Origin of the sequence: uncultured Rikenella sp. (genome assembly GCF_910579375.1) — a bacterium.
Taxonomy (GTDB): Bacteria; Bacteroidota; Bacteroidia; order Bacteroidales; family Rikenellaceae; genus Rikenella.
In genome coordinates this window covers 1-4,035 of the sequence record NZ_CAJTUJ010000166.1, presented here as the reverse complement: position 1 = coordinate 4,035, position 4,035 = coordinate 1, and the positions used below count along the sequence as shown (strand labels likewise).

4 protein-coding genes and 1 tRNA gene are annotated in these 4,035 nt (G+C 62.1%); 2 read left to right on the top strand and 3 right to left on the bottom strand.

All coding sequences use genetic code 11. The features are described 5' to 3' along the window. The coding region (locus tag QZ302_RS09160; protein WP_294594684.1) for a hypothetical protein at nucleotides 1–252 on the bottom strand (252 nt) is incomplete at its 3' end. Nucleotides 253–273: 21 nt separating this feature from the next. Between QZ302_RS09160 and bla the strand changes: the two genes are divergently transcribed. Further along, nucleotides 274–1,158 (top strand): class A beta-lactamase, subclass A2, encoded by an 885-nt coding sequence (gene bla, locus QZ302_RS09155; protein WP_294594683.1) that lies wholly within the window; start codon nucleotides 274–276, stop codon nucleotides 1,156–1,158. Between the two features lie 72 nt (nucleotides 1,159–1,230). Here bla and QZ302_RS09150 read toward each other — a convergent pair. Continuing rightward, nucleotides 1,231–1,304, bottom strand: a tRNA-Thr gene (locus tag QZ302_RS09150). A gap of 152 nt (nucleotides 1,305–1,456) precedes the next feature. Between QZ302_RS09150 and obgE the strand changes: the two genes are divergently transcribed. Continuing rightward, entirely contained in the window at nucleotides 1,457–2,467 is a 1,011-nt protein-coding gene (gene obgE, locus QZ302_RS09145; protein WP_294594682.1) for a GTPase ObgE, read from the top strand. Here the strand turns inward: obgE and ftcD are convergent. Next, nucleotides 2,453–3,409, bottom strand: a complete 957-nt coding sequence (ftcD, locus tag QZ302_RS09140) for a glutamate formimidoyltransferase (RefSeq protein WP_294594681.1) — start codon at nucleotides 3,407–3,409, stop codon at nucleotides 2,453–2,455. The two genes, obgE and ftcD, sit on opposite strands and share 15 nt — an antisense overlap. Between the last annotated feature and the right edge of the window lie 626 nt (nucleotides 3,410–4,035).

Here is a 4,035-nt window from a genome sequence, read left to right as displayed (position 1 = left end):
TACCTCGGCATAGTCCGTAAACGGTCTCTGCTCTCGGTACGCTACTCGGTTCCTCCTTGTACCTCGGCCATTCAAACAAGTTTGATGGCGCTCGGTTGCTGCGTCGGTTTTCTGGTTCTTTTTGTTCACAACCGACGCTGCCAGCGAGAGCAATGCAAACGCAATTTGCAAATTGCCGAGCGGCGAGGAGGAAAACGAGCGCAGCGAAGTTAAAAAGAACAGTACCCTCCTGTAGCCAAAAACGGGGTACAAGAAATCGATTTTTTAACAAGTATGAAACGGATATTGTTTTTCATCCTGTTGCTGCTCGGAGGAGCGGTCGCAGGAGCCGAATTGGAGAAAACGCTGAGAAACGTGACGGCAGACAAGCGGGCACGGGTCGGCATTGCGGTGGTGATCAACGGGCGGGACACGGTGACGGTCGGAAACGAGGCGCGATATCCGATGATGAGCGTCGTCAAATTCCATCAGGCGCTGGCGGTGGCTCATTACCTCGACAGACAGGGATTGTCGCTCGCGAGGCGGATTCCGATCGGGCGCGAGGCGCTGCTGCCCGATACGTACAGCCCGTTGCGAGATCGCTTCCCGGAGGGGGAAATCGAGCTGTCGGTGGGCGAGCTGCTGGTCTATACGCTGCAACTGAGCGACAACAATGCGTGCGACATTCTATTCGACCGGGCGGGAGGGCCGACGGAGACGGAGCGGTTTGTCCGGTCGCTGGGCATCGGGGATTGCGCCATCGGGGCGACGGAGGCGGAAATGCATGCCGACCCGACGGCGTGCTACCGGAATTGGACGACGCCGCTGGCGGCGGTGGAGCTGATGGAGCGGTTCCTGACGCGGCAGATCGTCTCGGACAGCTGCCGCGCTTTTATCCGACGGACGATGATCGAATGTCGCACGGGAGGGAATCGGCTGGCGAAACCGTTGGCGGGGACGGGGGCGGTGATCGGTCACAAAACGGGGACGAGCGACCGGAATCCGAAAGGAGAATGGATCGGAATAAACGATGTGGGGTTCGTGGAGTTGCCGGACGGGCAGCGCTATTCGATCGCGGTGTTTGTACGGGATTCGAAGGTGTCGGCGGAGGAGACAGAGCGGATCATCGCAGAGGTGTCGGAGGCGGTATACCGCTACGTGGCACGGAACGAGCGATAAGAGGCCGGCTGAAAAGAAACGACCCGGGCGCTTTTCCCATCAGGGAAAAGCGCCCGGGTCGTCAAAACGCGGAGCCGATGGAGGGATTCGAACCCCCGACCAGCTGATTACAAATCAGCTGCTCTGGCCAACTGAGCTACATCGGCGGGTAATAAACCGGGGCAAAGATAGGGAACTTTTCCGGTTCGGACAAGAGCTGCGGGGGACGAATCGTGGGGAATCGGCGAAAAAGTGTATTTTTGTCTCGGGCGGCGGCACGGGGTTTGCCGCTCTCTTCAAAAAAAATACCGATTATCTTATGGCTTCTTCCAATTTCGTCGATTATGTCAAGATTTACGCGCGCTCGGGTAACGGGGGGCCGGGTTCGAGCCACTTCCGACGCGAAAAGTTCGTCGAGTTCGGGGGGCCGGACGGAGGGGACGGGGGACGGGGCGGACATGTGATTCTGCGCGGGAACAGCCAGTACTGGACGTTGATCCACCTCAAATACCAGCGTCACCAGATGGCGGAGAACGGAGAGGGGGGGCACGGGGCGAAGAGTCACGGGCGGAACGGGCGGGATATCGTGCTCGAGGTGCCGCTGGGGACGGTGGCGAAGGATGCGGAGACGGGCGAGGTGGTGGCGGAGGTGACGGAGGAGGGGCAGGAGGTGATTCTGGTGCGGGGGGGACGCGGGGGGCTGGGAAACTGGCACTTCCGGACGGCGACGAATCAGGCGCCACGGTATGCGCAGCCGGGGGAGCCGATGCAGGAGGGGTGGTTCGTGCTGGAGCTGAAGGTGTTGGCGGATGTGGGGCTGGTGGGGTTTCCGAATGCGGGGAAGTCGACGCTGCTGTCGGTGGTGTCGGCGGCGAAACCGAAAATCGCGGATTATGCGTTCACGACGCTGGAGCCGAATCTGGGGATTGTGGAGGTGAGGGACGGACATTCGTTCGTGATGGCGGATATCCCGGGAATCATCGAGGGGGCGCACGAGGGAAGGGGGATCGGGACGAGGTTCCTGCGCCATATCGAACGCAATTCGGTGCTGTTGTTCATGGTGCCGGCGGATGCGAAGGATATTGTGAGGGAGTACGGGATTTTGCTGGAGGAGCTGAGGTTGTACAATCCGGAGATGCTGGACAAACGGCGGCTGCTGGCGGTCACGAAGTGCGATATGCTGGACGAGGAGCTGACGGAGGGGCTCCGGGCGGAAATAGAGGGGGCGGAGACGTTGCGGGGGGTGCCGTATCTCTTTATCTCGTCGGTGGCGGGGCTGCATATCCGGGAGCTGAAGGATCTGCTCTGGGAGACGTTAGTGCGGGAGTAGGCGTTCGATGATCTTCCGGTCGGGGTCGAAGGGACGACCGAAGGGGCGCAGGCTGTCCAAGCCCAAGCGGTCGATATCTCCGACGTCGTCGAGCACCCAGGCGGGCAGCAGGCCGATCACTTCGGTGCCGATCACTCGGGCGCGGTGGCGGAGGGCGGCGGCGGAGACGGCATCATAGGCGGCGCCCAATCCGGTGGCGTGCAGGTCGGTCAGGTTGGTGGAGACTTGGGCCATGCCGTACTCTTCAATCCACCACCCGATGGCTTTCACGCCGGGCAGCGACCAGGGGCCGCGGGTGGCTGCCCGGATCTCGCGGGCGATGGCTTTGGCGGTGGCTATATCTTTCACTGGATCGCCGGAGGGGGCGAGGTTGAAGTTGACGGCGCCCAGAAAATCCCGGGCGCCGATGACGCTGGCGCCGGTGCGGGCGACGGTGTCGCTCCACTCCTGTGGGCCGTAGTCGGGTTTCCACCGGGGGTCAGACATCTTCTCGCGCAATCCTTCGTACTGGCCGCGGCGGCAGGCTTCGAGGCTTTTGCGTTCGGGCGAGGCGGCGGCGGATTCGTAGCAGTAGACGGGGATTCCGAGCTCCTGCCCTACCCTTTCGGCGAGCTGCCGGGCAAGGCGGGCGGCGGTCTCCAGGTCGATCCCGCGAACGGGGACCAGGGGCAGCACGTCGGTGGCGCCGATACGAGGGTGTTCGCCGTGCTGGTGCCGCATGTCGATCCGCTCGGCGGCGGTGCGCACGGCGCGGAAGGCGGCTTCGACGACTGCTTCGGGGGCACCGGCGAAGGTCACGACGGTGCGATTGGCGGCGATGCCGCTGTCGACGTGCAGCACATAGGCGCCGGGTACACTCCCGACGGACTGGACGATGGCTTGGATGGTCTTTTCGTCGCGCCCTTCGCTGAAGTTGGGCACGCATTCGAGCACGGGGGTCATGGTTTCTTACTCTCTACGGGGTGAATAACTGTGGCTTTTTCTGACTGTCTCGGCCCGCCTCGGGCTTCCGCGACGGGGGGAACTTTGGGGGTTTGGGCGATCTGATGTACGTTGGCCGCGACGGTTACAGCTGGTCTGCGACGGTCAGCAATGCCGATGGCATGAATTTGAATTTCCACATACCGTGGTTCGTTCCCTGCCATGCGAGCAACCGTGCCTACGGTTTTCAGTTGCGTTGCCTCTCGGAATAAACGGGCGAAGTTCTGTGTCTTTTTAATGGCAACTTCGTTTGGGAACTGCCTCCTGCGGTTCGCAGAACCGCGCGGGCCGGACGCCTCCCCCTCGGGAGGCCCGCAAACTCACGATGTTCGTTGCGTTCCGCCCGGGCGTCCAACCCGCCCCAAAGAACAAGCCAATTCTCTGCCCCTTTCTGTTGAATTCATCCTCGGCCTATAATAGCCCGCCGCGTGGGGTGGCGGCGGCCCGCGCGACCTTTCAGGTCGCAAGCATTCAGCCTAACTCACGGCCCAATTCACAACCTAAATCTGTCGGATTCGTCCTCGGCGCGCCCCCACGCGCCGCTAAAGCGTCGCCCTTGCCGAGGACGGCGATTCCAGAGGAATCGC

Bases quoted from the DNA above. Each gene is read 5' to 3' on its own strand.
- bla (WP_294594683.1), top strand. From the start codon at position 274: ATGAAACGGATATTGTTTTTCATCCTGTTGCTGCTCGGAGGAGCGGTC.
- obgE (WP_294594682.1), top strand. From the start codon at position 1,457: ATGGCTTCTTCCAATTTCGTCGATTATGTCAAGATTTACGCGCGCTCG.
- ftcD (WP_294594681.1), bottom strand. From the start codon at position 3,409: ATGACCCCCGTGCTCGAATGCGTGCCCAACTTCAGCGAAGGGCGCGAC.